At 41.7% G+C, this 18,033-nt stretch carries 19 protein-coding genes; 1 reads left to right on the top strand and 18 read right to left on the bottom strand.

Going from position 1 to position 18,033, the window contains the following annotated elements; all coding sequences use genetic code 11:
* Window positions 1-32: 32 nt before the first annotated feature.
* The 10 genes from HMPREF8571_RS04695 to HMPREF8571_RS04650 all read right to left on the bottom strand — a co-directional run bounded on the left by HMPREF8571_RS04695 (window position 33) and on the right by HMPREF8571_RS04650 (window position 7,532).
* Window positions 33-1,130, bottom strand: a complete 1,098-nt coding sequence (locus HMPREF8571_RS04695) for a nucleotidyltransferase (protein WP_000028743.1) — start codon at window positions 1,128-1,130, stop codon at window positions 33-35.
* Window positions 1,131-1,139: 9 nt separating this feature from the next.
* The gene (locus tag HMPREF8571_RS04690) at window positions 1,140-1,880 is read right to left on the bottom strand and encodes a class I SAM-dependent DNA methyltransferase (protein WP_000257064.1); all 741 of its coding nucleotides are present in this window, start codon (window positions 1,878-1,880) and stop codon (window positions 1,140-1,142) included.
* A gap of 321 nt (window positions 1,881-2,201) precedes the next feature.
* Window positions 2,202-2,555 (bottom strand): ribosome silencing factor, encoded by a 354-nt coding sequence (rsfS, locus tag HMPREF8571_RS04685; RefSeq protein WP_001003009.1) that lies wholly within the window; start codon window positions 2,553-2,555, stop codon window positions 2,202-2,204.
* Window positions 2,556-3,149 (bottom strand): bis(5'-nucleosyl)-tetraphosphatase (symmetrical) YqeK, encoded by a 594-nt coding sequence (yqeK, locus tag HMPREF8571_RS04680; RefSeq protein WP_000331219.1) that lies wholly within the window; start codon window positions 3,147-3,149, stop codon window positions 2,556-2,558.
* Complete coding sequence (locus HMPREF8571_RS04675; protein ID WP_000963694.1) at window positions 3,149-3,778, bottom strand: nicotinate-nucleotide adenylyltransferase; 630 nt, start codon at window positions 3,776-3,778, stop codon at window positions 3,149-3,151. The genes yqeK and HMPREF8571_RS04675 overlap by 1 nt, the downstream gene beginning before the upstream one ends.
* Window positions 3,779-3,828: 50 nt before the next feature.
* Window positions 3,829-4,140 carry a ribosome assembly RNA-binding protein YhbY gene (gene yhbY / locus HMPREF8571_RS04670; protein WP_000060171.1) on the bottom strand — a complete coding sequence of 104 codons (312 nt, stop codon included), beginning with the start codon at window positions 4,138-4,140 and terminating at the stop codon, window positions 3,829-3,831.
* Between the two features lie 214 nt (window positions 4,141-4,354).
* Window positions 4,355-5,461: a ribosome biogenesis GTPase YqeH gene (yqeH, locus tag HMPREF8571_RS04665; protein ID WP_000391179.1), complete on the bottom strand. Its 1,107-nt coding sequence runs from the start codon at window positions 5,459-5,461 to the stop codon at window positions 4,355-4,357.
* Window positions 5,462-5,463: 2 nt separating this feature from the next.
* Window positions 5,464-5,991, bottom strand: a complete 528-nt coding sequence (locus HMPREF8571_RS04660; protein ID WP_000963746.1) for a YqeG family HAD IIIA-type phosphatase — start codon at window positions 5,989-5,991, stop codon at window positions 5,464-5,466.
* Between the two features lie 14 nt (window positions 5,992-6,005).
* The gene (locus HMPREF8571_RS04655; RefSeq protein ID WP_000497409.1) at window positions 6,006-6,914 is read right to left on the bottom strand and encodes a magnesium transporter CorA family protein; all 909 of its coding nucleotides are present in this window, start codon (window positions 6,912-6,914) and stop codon (window positions 6,006-6,008) included.
* A gap of 57 nt (window positions 6,915-6,971) precedes the next feature.
* Window positions 6,972-7,532: a mechanosensitive ion channel family protein gene (locus HMPREF8571_RS04650; RefSeq protein ID WP_001154833.1), complete on the bottom strand. Its 561-nt coding sequence runs from the start codon at window positions 7,530-7,532 to the stop codon at window positions 6,972-6,974.
* 179 nt (window positions 7,533-7,711) lie between these two features.
* Between HMPREF8571_RS04650 and HMPREF8571_RS04645 the strand changes: the two genes are divergently transcribed.
* A complete protein-coding gene (locus tag HMPREF8571_RS04645) occupies window positions 7,712-8,665 on the top strand; it encodes an aromatic acid exporter family protein (RefSeq protein ID WP_000029013.1) in 954 nt (317 codons plus the stop codon).
* Window positions 8,666-8,867: 202 nt separating this feature from the next.
* Here HMPREF8571_RS04645 and asp5 read toward each other — a convergent pair whose 3' ends face one another.
* The 8 genes from asp5 to asp1 are packed head-to-tail and all read right to left on the bottom strand — an operon-like array spanning window position 8,868 to window position 18,032.
* The gene (gene asp5 / locus HMPREF8571_RS04635; protein WP_000129745.1) at window positions 8,868-9,092 is read right to left on the bottom strand and encodes an accessory Sec system protein Asp5; all 225 of its coding nucleotides are present in this window, start codon (window positions 9,090-9,092) and stop codon (window positions 8,868-8,870) included.
* A gap of 4 nt (window positions 9,093-9,096) precedes the next feature.
* Window positions 9,097-9,276 (bottom strand): accessory Sec system protein Asp4, encoded by a 180-nt coding sequence (asp4, locus tag HMPREF8571_RS04630; protein WP_001278707.1) that lies wholly within the window; start codon window positions 9,274-9,276, stop codon window positions 9,097-9,099.
* Between the two features lies 1 nt (window position 9,277).
* A complete protein-coding gene (gene gtfB / locus HMPREF8571_RS04625; protein ID WP_000571765.1) occupies window positions 9,278-10,615 on the bottom strand; it encodes an accessory Sec system glycosylation chaperone GtfB in 1,338 nt (445 codons plus the stop codon).
* Window positions 10,608-12,119: an accessory Sec system glycosyltransferase GtfA gene (gene gtfA, locus HMPREF8571_RS04620; RefSeq protein WP_000158448.1), complete on the bottom strand. Its 1,512-nt coding sequence runs from the start codon at window positions 12,117-12,119 to the stop codon at window positions 10,608-10,610. The genes gtfB and gtfA overlap by 8 nt, the downstream gene beginning before the upstream one ends.
* A gap of 11 nt (window positions 12,120-12,130) precedes the next feature.
* Entirely contained in the window at window positions 12,131-14,503 is a 2,373-nt protein-coding gene (secA2, locus tag HMPREF8571_RS04615) for an accessory Sec system translocase SecA2 (protein ID WP_000489761.1), read from the bottom strand.
* Window positions 14,496-14,936, bottom strand: a complete 441-nt coding sequence (gene asp3 / locus HMPREF8571_RS04610) for an accessory Sec system protein Asp3 (RefSeq protein ID WP_000587533.1) — start codon at window positions 14,934-14,936, stop codon at window positions 14,496-14,498. The genes secA2 and asp3 overlap by 8 nt, the downstream gene beginning before the upstream one ends.
* Window positions 14,933-16,468, bottom strand: a complete 1,536-nt coding sequence (asp2, locus tag HMPREF8571_RS04605) for an accessory Sec system protein Asp2 (RefSeq protein ID WP_000032129.1) — start codon at window positions 16,466-16,468, stop codon at window positions 14,933-14,935. The genes asp3 and asp2 overlap by 4 nt, the downstream gene beginning before the upstream one ends.
* A complete protein-coding gene (gene asp1, locus HMPREF8571_RS04600; protein WP_000291165.1) occupies window positions 16,452-18,032 on the bottom strand; it encodes an accessory Sec system protein Asp1 in 1,581 nt (526 codons plus the stop codon). Before asp1 ends, asp2 begins: the two co-directional genes overlap by 17 nt.
* Window position 18,033 lies beyond the last annotated feature (1 nt).

Genomic DNA, 18,033 nt, shown 5'->3' with positions numbered 1-18,033 from the left:
AATATGCTAAAAAAGCCTACCTTTCTGTAGACTTAGTTTGTTTCTATTCTAATCGGCACTCTGCCGAAATTCTGCTCTGCGATGCTTGGGTGTCCTAGTTGGTAAATCTGGTCCGCCTTTTGGGTTATGGCATCCCAGGGTTCTTTACCGATACGGCTGACGAGATTGACCTGCTCCTTGAGAGCTTTAAGGTGCTGTCTGCCTTTTTCTGTAAATCCTAGGACATGGATGCCCTCTGGCAAGTCACTTTCTCTGGCCTGGACAAAGATATAGGTCAAGAGGCGTCTGACACGCGCCTTGGTATAGCGCTTGGTAGCAACTGCCTCGACCAATTCGTCAACAGACTGGGCTGTCTTGATAGCTTCCTTGATGCGCACAGCCATTTCTTGATTGACCTGATAAATTGTGGTTAGATCTGGATTTGACAAGATTTGATAGCGGAGCAAGGGAAAATAGTCATCCCAGCTCACCTTACAGGCCTGCTCAAAGAGGTCAACAGAAGGCATAAAGCATTCTAAGAAATCTTTGTCCCTCTGGTGCTGACGGAGGGCTGTCGCCGAGGCGAAGTCCACATCCTTATCCACAGAATGATAACCCGCTCCCTGACGCTGAATCGGATGCAGTTTGATGTTGCGTCCCGCAACCGCCTTGGCATAGGCCAGAGCAAGGACATGATTAGGCGTATTGCCTGAAAAATCTAGATCTGCAAATTCTTGCCACATAGCTTGGGTTTTCTGGGGATAAGAAAGGGAATCAGGTAGATTTTCCACAAAACTCTCCATCTCAGTACCTTGCTCTGTGTATAAGTCAGATATCTTTTGATAATCCAGAACTTCCTCTGTCCCGAAAGCTAGCCTATCAATCCCCAAGCGAGCCAAGATATCCACAGCTCCTTGGCCAAAGAAATCTGCCGCCTGAACACTGACTAAAAAGGGCAATTCCACTACCAAGTCTGCACCATTTTCCAGTGCCATCTGGGCCCGTACCCACTTGTCCACGATAGCCGGCTCTCCTCTTTGCATGAAGTTCCCAGACATGGCAACAATTTTCAGCCCCTCTGCCTGATCCAGCAGGTATTTGTGCCCATTATGAAAAGGATTGAACTCCGCGATAATACCTGTGATGCTCATAGAAATCTCCTACTTCTGTGCGACAAAAAACCAACGTCTACTGTTTTCTGTCGGTTCCTTGTCCTCAAAGTCCGCATAGAGTCTGAAAGACTTGAAGCCAGCTTGTTCCAGCAAAATATCATAGGTCAAAACCTCATAAGTCCGCTCCTCATGCACTTCATCGTGGCGACTAAAGGACCCGTCAGCCTCCTTGACAAAGAAAGTCAACTCATGCACGATGGAGTGAGGAGCTTCGTCCTCATAGGTGTCCCAAAGCATGGCGAAATCTTCCGCATTTTCATGGTAGGAATAGCCTGGAAAAACTTCATCTGTCTGGTAGGTCGAATGCACATCAAAGATAAAGACACCATCTTCGTTGAGGGAATTATAGACTTCTTTAAAGACATCCCCTACTTCCACCTCATCCTGCATGTAGCAGATAGAATCTGAATAGCAGGTCACGAAGTCGTATTTACCTGCCTTGGACAAATCTAGCATATTGCCTTCAATAAAATCAATCTTTTGCTTGGCTGAAGTAGCTCTCTTCTCGGCAATCTTCAACATATCAGCACTCAAGTCCAGTCCAGTCACATCAAAACCAGCCTGAGAAAAGCGAACAGACTGGATCCCTGTCCCACAAGCCAATTCCAAAAGCTTCTTTCTCCCCTTGGTCTTAGGCAAATGTCGCAGCGAAAAATCCGTCCATTTATCGTATAAACTATCGTCCATCACAGCATCGTAAACAGCCGCAAAGGTTTCATATGTAGCCATAAATCAAGATACCAAGTCCGCCCGTAATTCGATAGAAAATTAGGAGCCTGACGATGGAGCCGAGCTCCAAGGAAGGCTGTCTATTTTCCGACGATTACAGGACGGGTTCAAATCCTTTCTAAGATACAAAGAGCGTTAAAAGTAAAGAGAAAATAGGAAACTTTCTGCTGTATCGTCAGATACAAAGGAAGTTTATCTTTTTCTCGCAGCTTTTAGCTCGTGTTCAGTTCTGAAATAAACAAAACACGACGCCCTCACCTTTCCATCAATTTCTTTTAAAATAAGCAAAGAAACCCAGTTGACTACAACTGAGTTCATCTCCTATGCCAAGGCTTCTGAAATGTCTACTGAATCCGCCTCATGCCAGAGTTTTTCTAGGTTATAGTGGGCACGCATTTCTTCTGAGAAGATATGCACGACGACACCACCGAGGTCTAGCAAGACCCAGCCTCCAGCTGCATCACCTTCAACATGGCTGCCTTTAACACCAGCTTCGGCTACTTTTTCACGGATATTATCAGCGATAGCGTCCAACTGACGGCTATTCATCGAGCTAGTGATAACAAAGTAGTCTGTCACACTGGTCAAATCTTGTACATCAAGTGCAAGGATATCCTCCGCACGTTTCTCATCAGCCGCTTTCACGACTAGTTCTAGTAATTCTTTTTCGTTCATTTAGTCCTCTTTCAAATAGTGCACAAAGGCGTTATAGGTTTCAAGGGTTTGGGGATAGATGGGGAATCCCTGATGAGCTAGATGCTCCACGGTACGAGCTGTTTCGTAGGCCACTGCCTTATTGAGCGATGAACTTGCAATCTCACGCGCCTGGTCCACTCCTGGAAAGGCACGATTGTGCTCGATGTAGTCTGCTATATAGATGACCTTGTCTAAGTCCGTCATCTGACCAGCCCCGACTGTATGGATTTCAATGGCTCGCAGGATTTCAGAATCTTGTAAATCCAAATCTTCTTTGATTTTATAAATTCCGACCATGCCATGCCAGACATTATTGCCCCAGTTTTTGAGGTCAGGGTCTAGCTGATAACGGTCAATCAAGTTTAGGAATTCCTGATCTGACAACTTTTTAGCATAGTCATGGAGAAGACCTGCTAGTCCTGCTTTCTCGGCATCGACTCCAAATCTCTCAGCTAGTTCTATGGCTGCACGCTCTACACCCAGACAATGAGTTAAACGTTTTTCAGGCAGAAGCTCTGCCATTTTTTCCAACAAAGCCTCACGGGAGCAGTTGATATAGTCTTGATAGGCCATCAGTAGAGCCCCTCCTTCTCGATGTAGTCTAGCACTGGCTGAGGTAGGAGAAAGTTGGGTTTCCGACCTTGGGCAAGGAAATCGCGCACCATGCTGGATGAGATATCCATGAGAGGTACATCCACCCAGATAACTGGATAGGAAGTCCCTGCCTTGTAGCGTGGGCGCTGGACCCCCACAAACTGAACCATATCGACTAGCTCATCAATTCGGTACCACTTAGGCAGATAATCCACCATATCAGCTCCGATAATGAAGTAATAATCCGTATCTGGATGTTGCTCTGTCAAAATCTTCATGGTGTCGTAGGTGTAAGAAATGCCCTTGCGCTCCAGCTCAATAGTTTCAATAGCTAGACCGTCAATCCCCTCAATCGCTAATTCAAGCATCTTGAGACGGTGATGTTCAGGGATGGTTTCTTTTTTATCTACATGAGGTGGTTGGTATTCGGGCATAAGCAGGACCTGGTCCAGTCCTAACTGTTGTCGTACTTGGTCCGCCACAACAAGATGGGCATGGTGAACAGGGTTAAAATTCCCTCCTAAAATCCCAACTTGTTTGCGTTTTTTCTCCTTGATTTCTGGCTCCAACTCTACCTTGGTAAAGGGAGTCAATAATTCGATTGCCATAGGCTCGTCTTCCTTTAATTCTCTGTAAAAACAGTTGTTTGGAGTAGGTTTTAGATTTCTTTGACTTTCTTGGAAATCTTGCGATTTTCTTTCTTGCTGGATTGTTTATACAAAATCAAGATGCGTCCGATTTTTTGGACTGTATCCACACCGATTTCTTCTTCCAAGATTTCAGCTACTTCGTGGATGTTTTCATCTGTGTTTTGCAAGAGAGTAACCTTGATCAATTCACGCGCGTCAAGAGCTTGACGGACGCTGGTTTTGATTTGGTCGTTGAGACCATTTTTTCCAATTTGAATGATGGGTTTGAGGGTGTGTGCCTGGCTGTTGAGGAAGGCACGTTGTTTTGATGTTAATGACATAATTTCTTTAAAAGAGTTTCTTTTTATACTTTTATAAAGTGGTGACGGACGTCAGCAAAGTCCTTCGGACTTTCATGACTAAAATTTGAGTCTAAGGTCTCAAATTTTCCGCAGTTGGTACAATCACTTGTACCAACTGACACCACAGCGAAAAGTATTCTCCATGGGGCTCGCAATGCTCGCCTTAATAAAGACAACCCTTTCCTTTCTGTGTTTAAATAATTGCTTTTCGTGTGACGACTGCGACGCCTTCTGGTGCCCAGACGGCGACTTTGGCGGTGCCTGTTACTCGGATCCAGCCGAGTCCTGAGATGACTAGGTCAGTCTTGTCCTTGATGGTAAAGACATGCTCAACCAGTTTTGGAAAATCTTCCTTTTCCTTGCTATTTGGTGGAGTCAAAAGGGTTCCTAGGTGCTTGTCATAGAAAGCACTAGCACCTTCTAGCTTGGTACGATGGAGTTTGAGTTCATTGTCAAAGAAGGCAGTAAAACCTTGCTTTTCTCCTGCAATAAAGTCAAATCGTCCTAAACCGCCTAAAAACAGGGTTTGCTCCGAATTGAGCTGATAGGTTTTAGGCTTGATTTCCTTTTTAGGGCTGACATACTTAAGATTTTTAGCCGTCAAGTAGTGAGCCATCTGGTGGCGGTGGATAATCCCCGGCGTATCGTAGATATAAGATCCGTCATCAAGTGGGATCTCAATCTTGTCCAAGGTTGTCCCTGGGAATCGCGAAGTCGTAATGACATTCTGATCACCCGTGATTTCCTGGATGATGGCATTGATGAGGGTTGATTTCCCAACGTTTGTCACGCCAACGACATAGACATCGCGGCCCTTACGGTAGTGTTCAATCTTGTCAATGACTTCCTTGATGGCATGTTTATTTTGCGCCGAAGTTAGAACGACATCTACTGGACGAAGTCCTTCTTCGTGGGCACGTTCCAGGAGCCACTGGCTAATCTTGCCCGGTTTAACAGACTTGGGCAGGATATCTTTTTTATTTCCAACCAAGAGGACATCATTGCCCGATACAAAGCGTGGCAAGCCTGGGATGACAGAGCCATTAAAGTCAAAGATATCAATGACATTGACCACCAAGGCATCACTGTCTCCAACCTCGTGCAAGAGTTTGAGGAAATCATCGTCCGTCAACTGGACATCTGTGATTTCATTGTAATGACGGAGACGGAAACAGCGTTGGCAATAGACTTCGCCTGTCTCCAATCCTTTTTCGAGTGCCGACTGGGGAGTAAATCCAAGACCAGCCTTGTCTGTCGTCTGAATGGTTGCTCCACAACCAATACAGAGAATTTCTTCCATAGTTAGATTCCTTTTTTATATGTAATCGGTCCGTACTTTTCAGTAATTTGCTTCATGACACGGCGCTCGCGAGCCCGGTTAATCTGCGTCTTGACAGAGTCATGTTGAACCAAGGGTTTGACTAAGATCGAGCGAATACCCGCACGATGCGCTGCCCGAATATCGGTCATGAGCTGGTCGCCGACCATGACCACTTCATTTTTCTCATAGTGGAATTCCTTCATGGCACGGTCAATCCCAAATGTGAAGGGTTTCAATGCCCAATAAACGTAATCAATCCCAAATTTCTCAACTGCGCGTTGAACTCGTTTTTTGGTATTATTTGAGACCACGATGATGCGAATACCTGCATCCCGAAGGTCATGTAGCCACTGTTTCATCTCTGGTGTCCCATCAGGGTTGTTCCAAGCAATGAGGGTATTGTCCAAATCGACCAAAACAGCCTTGATCCCCTGCGCCTGCAGGCTTGGGACTGTCAGATCATAGACTGCTTCCACAGCAAAATCTGGCATATAGTTTTCAATCGCCATTCTGGCTCCTTTTCTTAACTTTTTTTCGCAATTTTTCTCAAAATCAATGACAAGACCAGCCATAAAACTGCACTAGCCAAGCTGATGTAGACCCAAGCATAGGGCTCGTCTGTGAAGGGGAGGGGAACATTCATCCCGAAGAAGCCCGTCACTACTGCCAAGACTGCTAGTAAAACTGAAATAATGGTCAAGGTTGTCAAGTTATCATTCAGGTTGTTGTTTAGGATATTGTTGTAAGAGGCTGAGAGTTGTTTCAGAACTTGAGAAATCAAATCGGTCATCGAAACCAGCTGGTGAGCCTCAATCATGGCATCATCAAACTGTTCTCTCTCAACTTCGTTAAATCTGCGATAAAGGGCATGTCCTTGGATATGTTCTAGCAACATGCGATTTTGCTTGGCAGCCGCTGTCAGATAGACCATACCAGTCTCCAAGTCGGAAAGGGCAAAGAGGTTTTTCTTGGTCGTTCGCTGACGCAAGAGGCCATTGACCTCATCCTTACTTTTATCCATCTGTTCGATGACAGGATAGTAGGCATTGCTGATGATTTCCAGACTAGCAAAGAGAAATTTGTAGATAGAAAGCATATCATGACTCTCTAAATAACGTGTCATCTGTTCAATCACATAGGCATTTTTCTTATTACTAATCGTAATCAAGCGATGATGCTCCACGATAAAGGTCATGGGAAAGGCTTCATAGTATTCCTTGTCCTTTTTCAAATCCAATACATTGTAGATAAAGGTGACGGTTCCACTTTCGCGGTGGTAGTCCATGTGGGCGCGCTCATTTCTATCCAGTGCGTATTCGATGGTTTCCTTGTCCAATCCATAGATTTCAGAGAGATCTTCTAGTTTTTTCAATTTTCCCAAATCTAGGTTAATCCAAGTGCATCCATTGCCCAACTGCTTTTCTACAAACATATTTTCTCCTTTACCAAACTCTTTCTATTGTACCACAAATCTGCCAAAATAGCAGACCTACTCTGTGCGGGAAAAGTTACTGACAACAGTGATATTTCGGTTTGGAACAAAGTGAAGGGCTTGGTCCTCACTTCGAAGTTGGGTCGTGCGGATTCCGACACTGACAACCTTGCCAGAGACGGTAATCGGTCCATTTGTGAGAACCACCTCGTCGCCCACATCGAGCTGGCGTTCAAAGAGGATGAAAAAGCCATTGATGACATCGGATAGAAAACCTTGCGCCCCCATCCCAATGGCAACCCCAGCAATTCCTGCCCCAGCAAGGAGGCTGGAAACTGGCAAACCTAAAATGGACAAGATACAGTAGATTAAAAAGAAATAAAGGGTATAGTTAAAGATATTCTCAAGCAAACGAGAAATGGTCTTCTGTCTGCCAGCATCTCGATTTGAGAATTTAAGCGAGGGCTTGACAATCTTTCGGACAGTCGCATGGAGGATCTTTTTGGCTATATAAAATAGAAGGATGAGAATCAAAAGAGAGATTAACTTGGTCAAAAGATTCTCTAACATGGTTGTTAAATCAAGTTTATCAAAATAACGTTGAAAAAATTCTTGCATACAAAACTCCTTTTTCCTATTATACCATAACTTATCTGAAGACTATTCCCTATAAATATTCAAATTTCATTTGATTATTTAGTCAAATCTTGATTTTATGGCATATTTATACTATAATCAACAAAAGCGTGGGATTTGCTCCTTTCCGCTCTCTATTATCAACTTTTTAGGAAATTCTCATGTCTATCACCCAACGTACGACAAAACTGATCTTGGCGACCTGCCTTGCTTGTTTTCTCGCTTATTTTTTAGATTTATCATCAGCAGTTTCAGCTGGAATCATCGCTCTCTTAAGCCTCTCCGACACGCGCAGAAGCACGCTGAAATTAGCACGCAACCGCCTCTTTTCCATGCTCCTAGCGCTCGCGATCGGTGTTCTAGCCTTTCAGCTGACCGGCTTTCACATCTGGAGTCTAGGCCTCTATCTGGCTCTCTACGTGCCTCTTGCTTACAAAATGGGCTGGGAAATCGGCATCACACCTAGCAGTGTCTTGGTCGGTCATCTCTTGGTACAGGAGTCTACTTCTCCAGCTCTCTTGCTCAATGAAGTGTTCCTCTTTCTCATCGGGACAAGCTTTGCTCTGTTGGTCAACCTTTACATGCCCTCTCGGGAAAAGGCCATTCACAGCTATCACCTTCAGGTCGAAGAAAAGTTAAAAGACATCCTGCTTCGCTTTAAATACTATCTGTCAAGAGGAGATGGGCGCAATCAAGCCCAACTCGTTGACGAGTTAGATAGCCTTCTTGATGAAGCCCTCAAGCTGGTCTATTTGGACCACTCGGACCACCTCTTTCACCAGACGGACTACCACATCCACTACTTTGAGATGAGACAGCGACAAAGTCGTATCCTGCGAAATATGGCCCAGCAGATCAATACCTGTCATCTGGCTGCAAGTGAGAGTTTGATTTTGGCCCAACTCTTTTCTAAGATCGCTGCCCAACTAAGCCAGACCAATCCTGCTCATGACTTACTTGATGACATCGAACGCTATCTACAAGTCTTCCGCAATCGGAGTCTCCCTAAAACACGCGAGGAGTTTGAGACCCGTGCCACCCTCCTACAGCTACTACGCGAAGCCGAAACCTTTATCCAGGTCAAGGTCGATTTTTACCAAAAATATGGACAGTAATACTCTTCGAAAATCTCTTCAAACTACGTCAGCTTCACCTTGCCGTAGGTAAGGTTACTGACTTCGTCAGTCTTATCTACAACCTCAAAACGGTGTTTTGAGCAGCCTTCGGCTAGCTTCCTAATTTGCTCTTTGATTTTCATTGAGTGTAAAAAATAAAACTTCAGACCAATCACAAAAGGTGAATATCTGAAGTTTTCTTTTATTTATAAGTTATTACCATAAAGGTTAATAGTAAGACAAATAAGGACAAACTCACCAATAAAGTGAGAACCTTGACCAAGGTGTTGCTCTGCCAGTAGCTTGGTTTACCAATATTACTGGTCGCATCCATGGAAAATAGTTGATTTTGACGAGGTTGTATGGTCACCAATACAATCAAAGCAAGAGAGAAGACAATAGCTAAAACAATCAGTATGTCAGTCATAGGCCTACCTCAAAATTCCCAACAAAGTAAAGAGTAAACCAATCAGAATCATTAAACCCAAGATGAGTGAAAAAGTTTTACTAATCTTTTCCCCTCGGGTTTCTTTTTCTTTCTTGATAGGTTTTTGTTTCAACTCTTCCATGCGACCTTCAACGTCTTTGTAAAATAAATCTTCGTCTGACATGTTAGCCTCCTAAAACGGTTTGCATGGTTTCCTGATATCTCACCAAGTCAACATAGTTTGCATGTTGGCCTTGCTTCCCAAGTGCCTGACTCATTTGAGCAACATCTGAAAGGGCCAGTTTAATGGTCTCAACCAAAGGAGCAACCTCACTACTTTCAAATAGATGATCAGGAGCGATATAGAGTCTATTGTGTACCGTTTGGTTGAATCCCAGAATCAAGAGATTGTGCTCAAAGGCATGACGCACTGCATGCAATAACTCATTGCTGTGGTTTATATCCAAATAAATATCAGACAACTGATACAACTCCTGAATCTTCTGTGGACTAGCGTTCTGGTAAAGAACCACATTAGGATAGTGAAGCATATCTAATAATTTAGAAGACATCTCTGTCACCGCTGCGATACGGAAGGTAACATCAGGCAGGGCTTCTACGATTGCTTCCACTTGCTCAATCTGATCTGAGTTGGTCAAGATTAAGGCATCTCGTCTTAGGAAATTATCACGTTTGAACTGATAATGGTAACCCAGGTGCACAAACTGATCATGGTATTTCTCGTCAGTCAACTCTAAAGCGCGTTCATAAGTCGCCTTGTTGGGAATGATGATTTTCTTAGTACGCACATCAGCGCTTTCCAAAATTAACTGCATATTGCCTGGAATGGTGTCATAGAGAGGTTCCTGCCACACCAAAACATCTGAACCAGATTTATCTGGATGATAGAAGGAAACCAAGAAAGCAGTCGCTAAAGTATTAAAGATAAGCTGACTTGTATCTATTTCCAAATCTTGCAAAAAGAAGGTAATAAATTCAACCTTATTTGCAAAGTAACGTATGGACTGACCAGGTAAGGTCAATAAGATATCACCCGTCACATGGTTTTCAAGTAAAACTTCCTGACCATTGACATCTTGGTAAACCGTCATCACCGACTCACTATCTGCGCTATAAGTCGTTGTAGCAAAACAAGCTCCGAAACGATTGTAATGATCAACTTGACGGACTCGACCTTCCAGGTCTTTCCAATCTACTTGCTTAACCAAGCGAGCCTGCATTCCATCAGCATAATGAATAACGGCCCTCTCCTGTGTCACATCCTCAATACGAGCAGACTGATTATTTCCTGAAATTTCCCAAAAAGCTGGAACAGGGACTTGGTTAAAATAGAGAGGTTTTCCATCCTCGTAACCTAGATAATAGGTAAAATGAGAAACCAGACCATCAGGCAAAAAACCATCTGCATCGATAACCACTCCAAGTTGAGAAAGACTAGTAGCGACTAGACTTTCATGTAAATCTCGACTTTCCTGACTATAACGATCATAAAGTTCAATCATGGAGCACCTCCTCTACTGTTTTCTTCCACTTTTCTAAAATTTCTTTGGTTAAAAAGCCTTCTGCAATTTGATAAGAATGGGCACGCATAGCTTCCAAACGATTTTCTTGATACAATTGGCAAATCTTCGCTGCATAAGCTCGCTTGATTTGGTCTTCTACATGGTCAGATGAACTTGGAATCAGATAACCATTTTGCCCATCTTCTATAAAGGTCTGATTGCCATAAGGCACATCAAAACCGATTAGTGGTAGACCTGAACCAATAGCTTCCATCAAGGTCAAACCAAAGCCTTCGCTGGTAGATGCCGTCAAGTAGACCTCATACTGGCTATAAATCTGCGCAAGATCCGCATGCCCCTTGAGCTGGATATAATCCTCAGCATGATGAGTTGCAATAATTTCTCTGAGCAGAGAATCTTCTCCACCACTACCATAAATATCAAAGGTTAATTCAGAAATTTCCTTACGAGCTTCAATGACCGCCTTGACCAACCAATCAATGTGTTTTTCTTTGGCAAGACGTGAAGCCGTAATCAATGAAAATGGCTTGCGCCCTTGACTTGACTCAGTTAATGCATCAATACTACCAACAGGAATGGTAACAACCTTTGGTTGGTACTGGGTGTATTTAGCAAATTGCTCTTGCAGAACTTCTCTCTGCTTATCAGTTGATACGATAAAGAAGTCAACCTTATCTGCATTGGTAAACTGATAGTCATAATAGTTATTCCAAAGGATATAGTCCTCATTTGTAGCATTTTCACTATAATGCTCCGCATGAACAACTACCGCTAGATGCGCTGCCTGTGCTTCCTCAAACACAACCTGACCAATGCCTGTCTCCCTATCGAGAATGACCAAATCAGACTTATTCAAATTCAAGGATTTCATAAAAGCACGCATGAAAGCTTGTTTTCCATAGAAAATCTTATCCTTAAAACGATAAACTTCTTCCTTGCCTTGATTCATCAAGATATCATAGGCTGGAGCCCCGTCTTCATTGTAAAAAGTTCGTTGGTATAGGACTGCAACATTGTCCTTTGGAGCAAAGAACTCGCTACAATAACGCGTATAAGAAAAGTAATCCTTACGAATCAGTTTTCCTTTAAAAACATACTCAGCATGCTGGACCAAGTCCTTGTTCTCATCAACCAAGTAACAGGTGACAAACTTATCTTGGTCTGAAAAGAAGATACGCAAAGTCTTGCCATTCTTTTCTCTACGACTTTCAACACCGTCAAACCTAGCTAAGACATCAGCCACTGTCACGCTAGTCGGTGCAATCTTGATATCTGTAAAGTAATTATAAAGCCAGATAACTTGCTCATCATCAAAACCAATATTGGCTGTTAAGTGCTGAATGTTATCCGCTAAAATCATATCTGTAAAGATAAATTTAGAGGGTAAATTCAAACTTCGAAAAATACCGGCACGATAGGCTTGGGCATATTCTACACCGCTACTGGCCCAACCAATTCCTAAATTTATATTGTAAATTGTCATATTTTCTCCTCTTATGGAAAATGAGTCACGATTTCACCTTTTGGAGTGACCTCAACCAGCCCCATCAGGAGATTTCGTACCATATCAGCACGAATTTGCTCTTTCATCGTTTCAAAGCCCGCATAGGCTTCTTGATAATATTCTACAATTGGGTTTTTCTGTGCAGCAGATTGGCCACCTATCGCCATAGACAATTGTTGTAGATAGTCTACTTGCTCCACCCAGTTATCATCAATAGCCTTCAGTAGAGAGAGTCGTAAATACTGTTCATACAAGTCATGTTTCTCAAGTAATGCTTTCTTTTCAGAAAGTTCTCTATGCACAACTTGTTGAATAAAGGATTGGACTTGCTTCTGATCAGATAAGTCTAGATTATCTGGAATTTTTTTTACATGGAAACTGATATTGGTAACGATAAAGTGAAACAGTAATTCACGACTGGCATAGTGTTTAGACGCTACCTCTTCTGTATATCTCTCAATGATATCCACAACTACATCTTCTAAGTCACGAGAACCATCTATTAGACGATTACGTTCCTTATAAACCATATCGCGTTGGATATTCATGCTCTCAGCATACTCTAAGGTCTGACGACGAGCAGTTCGACCAGCACTGTCACTGGCATGTTGAGCCCTTTCAACCAGGTTACGATACTTACGACCTTTGAGAATTTCTGGTTGCGTCATATCTTGAACTTGATAATCTTTATACTTCTTGTGAACCCAAGATGGCCCAAATTTCTTAATAACATCGTCCTCTAAGGATACAAAAAACTTACTCATACCAGGATCTCCCTGACGACCAGAACGTCCACGGATTTGAAGGTCAATACGTTGACTTTCCATCCGCTCTGTTCCAATGACAATCAAGCCACCAAGTTCAGCGACTCCCTTACCGAGTTTGATATCCGTCCCACGTCCGGCCATAGAGGTTGCTACTGTTACGGCTCCCATCTGACCTGATTCAGCGATAATTTGGGCCTCACGAGCAGCATTATTTGCATTTAAGACATTGTGGGCAATCCCTTCACGAAGCAAGAGAGATGAATAAAGGTGAGACATTTCAACTGAGCCTACAAAAACAAGTAGGGGATTTCCCTTAGCATGGTATTCCTTGATGTACTCCAAGGACGCATATACTTTTTCAGGTAAAGTGACATAGAGATTATCTGGATAATCAATCCGTTGTCTAGGACGATTGGTTGGAATACATACTACAGACATATTGTAGGTTTCAATAAACTCTTTTTCCGCTACCTTACCTGTCCCTGTCATACCAGATATCTTATTGAACATTTTAAAAAGACTCTGATAGGTGATGGAAGCCATGGCCCTCGTTTCAGGAGACAACTTCACATGTTCCTTGGCTTCAATGGCCTGATGAAGGCCTCCCTGTAGTTTTGTCTTCTCCATTAGACGCCCTGTCCCTTTATCAACCAGTATCATTTCATTCCCTCGAATGACATAGTCCTTATCTTTTGTAAAGAGTTTATGGGCTCGTATCGCATAGACTAAATGACGAGCAAAGGACGCATGTTCTTCCTTATACAAATTATCAATCCCTAGGAAACTTTCAGCAGACTTAGCCCCCTTAGTAGTAAGCCAAATCTCTTCCTTCTCCTCTTTGAAAATATAATCTTCTCCTTCGACTAGCGTTGTCACTAGTGCATCAATGATTGCATAGTAATTAGACTGAACACGGGGAGAACCCGCAATAATCAAAGGAGTTTGTGCACTATCAAGCAAGATATCGTCAATTTCATCAATGATGACATAGTTAAAAGGTCGCAAAAACTTACCTTCTTCATTAGAAGCTAGATTATCATTTAGGTAATCAAAACCTAAATTACCATTGGTTGTGTAAATGATATCCGAAGCATAGATCAGTTTCTTTTCTTCTGCTTTCATTTCCTTCTTTGGATCCCCTGTAAATGGGACCCCAATAGTCAAGCCTAGGAAACGATAAACTTGGCCCATTTCCTCTGCATCCCGCTTTGATAAATACTCATTAGGCGTAACAACCATCACACCTTGACCTAAAAGAGCGTTCAAATAGACCGGCATGGTGGCTGTTAGGGTTTTACCTTCACCTGTATTCATCTCAGCAACATTTCCGTAGTGCATGACAATAGCTCCCATGACCTGAACATCATAGGGGAACATACCTAAAATCCGCTTGTCTGCTTCACGCACCACTGCAAAAGCTTCTACTAAAAGGTCATCTAAACTTTCTCCCTTGGAAAGACGCTGACGAAACTCCACTGTTTTAGCGACTAATTCTTGATCCGAAAGAGAGGACATCTTGCCTTTTAAGGTATTGATCCTCTTTAAAATATTTTTCACTTTCTTAAGCTGGAAATCTTGACTGAATCGTCTAAACACTTTTTATCTCCTTGATTGAAAAATCATAAAAGGTTAATTCTTGAAAACCAGCACTCAAAAGGGAAATGCGATAAGTATAGGTATCCTCTGGATAAGTAAAGGTAAACTCTCTTGCCTTTTCAACTTTTTCTTCCAATACATCCTCATAACGATTTAAGAAGAGCAGTTTGATATAGACACCATTCTCAGGTTGACAATCAAAATGCATCGCTAAATGATATTGATGATTTCTTTTGAGTAAAGGAAGTTGTGGCTGGGTCCTAGCACCTTGGTAATTAACACTAGAAAACCAAGTCTTCAAAACTTCACCAGATGGCAGGAGGGGGTTATATAAACGCACACTCTTGTCTGGGTAGTAGGATACATTTGAACCGTACATATAGGTCCCACCTATCTCACCCCAATAAATAGTCTCTCTCTGCGTGATAATCATTCTTTTTCCCTTCCAAAACCACTTGCTAGTACCATCCGATAAAAGTGGATAAACCAAGCAACATTGGTATCTGTATCATCATTGTGTCGTCCAGCAGTTCCTTTAGACAAAATCTTTGCACCCGTATTACACAAATAAGTAACTAGTTTCTCATAAGCCTGAGGATCCATTTCTTCATCCTTCATATAGGACAAACCAAAAGTTGTCTTTGAAAAATTTGCTTGTTTAAAGATTTTCCAAAAACGCTGATCCAGCTCTGTCATATCTTGCCAACTCGTCCCACCTGTATGGTGAATTAAACAATCAAAAGCTAAGTTAGAGACACCTGGTGCGTCCAAACGTCCACGACCAGCTATGGTTCCTAAGTTTGCCAAGGGCTTACCAACTATGATAGCATGAGGTTCAAAAAAAGCACCATAATAGAGAGCTGGAAACGTTCCCATAGAAAGGCCTGATAAAATCAAATCCTTGCGATCAAAGCCTAAATAATCAAGATAGTGAGCAATCGTCTCTTTGACTTTTCCCTCTAGCTCATCGGTTCCTAGATAAAAAGCTCCCCCCTCTAAACGTGGATCAGAAAATAAAATAAAGGGACATCCTAGATTTTTCATCATAAAGTAGCCCTCGAATCCTTCTGCGGGTCGATAACCTGCAAAATAGACAGCCAAAGGCGGTTTAAAATCACCTGGATGGAAGAAATAGTTTATTTCATCGCGCTTGGAATCATGTAGGATATTTCCACCAAGTACAAACTTACCAAATTGTTTTCGACTCCAACGTTGGTGAAGATTACCTAGTTTGATAGTTCCATGACCTCTTGCTTCAACAGATATCGAGATAATGTAGTCACCATCTCTACTATCCATAAAAAGTGCTTGCTCCAAGTCTTTTTCAGACACTATTGTCTCTTCAAAAACATCATCAACAGAACCACTCCATATTTTACGGATGACCAAACGAAAGTCACAATTTCCTTGCTTTTCATATTCAAGCCACAACTCAATAGGAAGTGTTTTGTAAACTACTATATTATAAGCCCAATATGCAAGTTGAGAAAAATCTTGACCAAAACCACCTTCCAAACTCACATAATCCAATCCTTGATAAGAAATAGCTCCCGTAAAATTTGGATTCACTTGTATCGTCGAAGGAAAGAGTTTGTCACCATACCCACCGCCAAAAAGCGATTTACTCAAATCATTGATTAATTGTTGGGGACTTGAAAAATCAATTGCTTGTGCACATCGTTTTTTTAGAAAATCCACAACCTCTCTATCATTTATTTGTAGATTCTGGTTATAGAACAAAGTATAAGGTTCAAAATAATTTACAAAGGGAAATAAGTCTTTGGCATACTGACAATCTTCTATTAAAACAGCATGAAAACGGCTAATATCCTCTTTTTCTATTATTTCACGAAGGGATACTGATGAGTTGGGGTAAAAATGATACCAAGTCATATTTTCAGGTATGTCATACTGATTTCCCCAATTGGTTAGTCCTATCTGTAAAATATTAAGTTCCTTTGACATTTTTAACCCCCTCTATCCATTTCTCTAATTTTTCAAGAAATTGTTGTCCTGTGTGCTCCTTAATCTTATCAATCGAATAAATCAAGGACTCATTCCACTCTTTCAACCTATCTGTGTAATAATGTGCAGCCTTAGAAAATTCTGTCACATCTGTCAGCAAATAACCATTTTTTAAATGTTCAACATAGACGGTTTCAACTAGGTTGATTTGAGGAATTCCTGCACTAATACCAGCTATCTGTATGTAGAGATGAGGATGTCTATTTAAATCCACAATCAAACGGACAAATTCTAGTGTTTTTATCAAATCTAACTCATCATTCAAATTGACAAACTGTATGCGTAAGTCCTGGTGTTGATTTTCTTCCAGAGGATTTTCTGCGTCACCATAATCAATCTCCTTCCCCAGATTTTCAGATTGAATGTTTTCTTGGATGAAAGACTCAACAATCCCTTCCACCTCATTCATTTGCTCCTGACTAGCAGCATATGCTCCAAAAATCACCTCAGTATCCTTATTTTCAGCGACAAAGGCCAAGACTTGAAGTAGAGCTTGGTTATCAATTCCCTGCTCAAAATCCAGTTGATAATAAATGATAGATTCTTTCTTAGTTTGGCTTCTCCCCAATCGTAAGCGGGTGTCAAAAGATGATAAATGATAAAATTGATGCATTCGTTTAGGATACAACTCCTGCAACAATCGTAAACTATCCTCTCTATCCACCAAAATCAAATCAGACTTTTCAAAAGTTAAATCTAAATCTCTAAAGGTATCTTGAGGATTACGTCCAATGAAAAGACTCAATAGTTTCGGATTTTCTCTTGGTAAACGGTCTAATACAAACTGGTCATGGTGAGAATGAGATGGAACCATAAAAATATCCATATCCTTCACATATGTTTGCAGATAATTCTCAAAAAATTCTGCCACCAAATCTCCCATGTCTTGATAGATAAGCGCTTTAAAGCGGTAACCAAAAATTGGATTGACTTCTACCCGTCCCCCTTCTTTTATATGCTCTCTAAATTGCCACACTCCCTTGGAATTCAGATATTCTTGATAAGCGGCTTGCCCATCTTCAAAAAAGACAACACTTGATACAAACCCACGATCATCCATGATATAGTGCGTATCTACTTGTCCATTCGGTTCAAAATACTGTATATCACTGATGAATCCTTCGACCCCATGTTCAACCTTAGCAAATTTCTTCCTATTTTTTTGAACAATAATTGTAAAGGGACTATAAATAAATTCACAGTCATTATCCCACTCAATATCTCTAATGGTTAAAACTTGGGTATGGAGATTATGAAAATCTTGCATAACGTCAAAAATAGAATATGTTTCTGTTTCCAAAACCCCATGCCTATGTAAAAAATAACGCAAATGAGGCTGGTAAGCTAATACTAATAGACGAGAATCTATATCTTGCTCTTGAAAAATCCGAATCTGATGAAAGGTATCATCAAATTCAAAACGAAAATGAGAAAAATACCATGGAGTGATATTGGTATGCCATGTTCTTTCTGAACCATACCAAGCTGGAATAAAATAATACATA

Source organism: Streptococcus mitis ATCC 6249, assembly GCF_000146585.1.
Classification (GTDB): domain Bacteria; phylum Bacillota; class Bacilli; order Lactobacillales; family Streptococcaceae; genus Streptococcus; species Streptococcus mitis_AZ.
Note: the sequence above shows the minus strand (reverse complement) of the source record. Positions and strands in the feature narration are given on the sequence as shown.

Coding starts and splice junctions, on each gene's coding strand:
- HMPREF8571_RS04695 (WP_000028743.1), bottom strand. CDS start 1,130: ATGAGCATCACAGGTATTATCGCGGAGTTCAATCCTTTTCATAATGGG.
- HMPREF8571_RS04690 (WP_000257064.1), bottom strand. CDS start 1,880: ATGGCTACATATGAAACCTTTGCGGCTGTTTACGATGCTGTGATGGAC.
- rsfS (WP_001003009.1), bottom strand. CDS start 2,555: ATGAACGAAAAAGAATTACTAGAACTAGTCGTGAAAGCGGCTGATGAG.
- yqeK (WP_000331219.1), bottom strand. CDS start 3,149: ATGGCCTATCAAGACTATATCAACTGCTCCCGTGAGGCTTTGTTGGAA.
- HMPREF8571_RS04675 (WP_000963694.1), bottom strand. CDS start 3,778: ATGGCAATCGAATTATTGACTCCCTTTACCAAGGTAGAGTTGGAGCCA.
- yhbY (WP_000060171.1), bottom strand. CDS start 4,140: ATGTCATTAACATCAAAACAACGTGCCTTCCTCAACAGCCAGGCACAC.
- yqeH (WP_000391179.1), bottom strand. CDS start 5,461: ATGGAAGAAATTCTCTGTATTGGTTGTGGAGCAACCATTCAGACGACA.
- HMPREF8571_RS04660 (WP_000963746.1), bottom strand. CDS start 5,991: ATGGCGATTGAAAACTATATGCCAGATTTTGCTGTGGAAGCAGTCTAT.
- HMPREF8571_RS04655 (WP_000497409.1), bottom strand. CDS start 6,914: ATGTTTGTAGAAAAGCAGTTGGGCAATGGATGCACTTGGATTAACCTA.
- HMPREF8571_RS04650 (WP_001154833.1), bottom strand. CDS start 7,532: ATGCAAGAATTTTTTCAACGTTATTTTGATAAACTTGATTTAACAACC.
- HMPREF8571_RS04645 (WP_000029013.1), top strand. CDS start 7,712: ATGTCTATCACCCAACGTACGACAAAACTGATCTTGGCGACCTGCCTT.
- asp5 (WP_000129745.1), bottom strand. CDS start 9,092: ATGACTGACATACTGATTGTTTTAGCTATTGTCTTCTCTCTTGCTTTG.
- asp4 (WP_001278707.1), bottom strand. CDS start 9,276: ATGTCAGACGAAGATTTATTTTACAAAGACGTTGAAGGTCGCATGGAA.
- gtfB (WP_000571765.1), bottom strand. CDS start 10,615: ATGATTGAACTTTATGATCGTTATAGTCAGGAAAGTCGAGATTTACAT.
- gtfA (WP_000158448.1), bottom strand. CDS start 12,119: ATGACAATTTACAATATAAATTTAGGAATTGGTTGGGCCAGTAGCGGT.
- asp3 (WP_000587533.1), bottom strand. CDS start 14,936: ATGATTATCACGCAGAGAGAGACTATTTATTGGGGTGAGATAGGTGGG.
- asp2 (WP_000032129.1), bottom strand. CDS start 16,468: ATGTCAAAGGAACTTAATATTTTACAGATAGGACTAACCAATTGGGGA.
- asp1 (WP_000291165.1), bottom strand. CDS start 18,032: ATGTATTATTTTATTCCAGCTTGGTATGGTTCAGAAAGAACATGGCAT.